Raw genomic sequence first — 651 nt, 5'->3', positions numbered from 1 at the left:
CCTTTATGATCGCCAGCACGTTGCGCGAAGTGCCGCAGTCCGGGTTGTGGTGGATGACAATGCTCATCAAGCGCTTTTCCCGGCGGGGAACCAGTGCTTCGTCCTGTTGGCGAAGGCGACGAGGGATAGCATTACCGGCACTTCGACGAGGACGCCGACGACTGTTGCCAGCGCCGCACCCGAGCTAAGCCCGAACAAGCTGATCGCAACGGCCACGGCCAGCTCAAAGAAGTTGGACGTGCCGATCAGGGCGCAGGGGGCGGCAACGTTGAACGGGATGCCCCAGGCCCGTGCCGCGCCATAGGCCACGAAAAAGATGCCATAAGACTGGATCAGCAGGGGAATGGCGATCAGCGCGATGACGAGCGGACGTTCGAGGATGACCTCTCCCTGGAACCCGAAGAGCAGCACGACCGTCACCAGCAGTCCGATCATCGAAAACGGCTGCACGCGGCTCTTGAAGGCCTCTACCCCTGCCTCGCCATCCTTTGCCACGAGGCTTCGGCGTGTCAGGTAGCCAGCGAGCAGCGGCAGCATGACATAGAGGCCGACCGACAGCAGCAGCGTGTCCCAAGGGACGACGATGTCCGTCACGCCAAGAAGGAAAGCGACGATCGGTGCAAAGGCGAAGACCATGACCACGTCGTTCAC

General features: G+C 61.9%; 1 protein-coding gene. It reads right to left on the bottom strand.

Annotation, left to right across the window (positions count from 1 at the left end; translation table 11 throughout):
• Nucleotides 1-66: 66 nt before the first annotated feature.
• On the bottom strand, nt 67-651 hold a 585-nt coding region (locus ACGRVM_RS16395; protein ID WP_394624078.1), incomplete at its 5' end, for an arsenic resistance protein.

It is taken from the genome of Roseovarius aquimarinus, assembly GCF_043661195.1.
Lineage (GTDB): Bacteria > Pseudomonadota > Alphaproteobacteria > Rhodobacterales > Rhodobacteraceae > Roseovarius > Roseovarius aquimarinus.
Note: the sequence above shows the minus strand (reverse complement) of the source record. Positions and strands in the feature narration are given on the sequence as shown.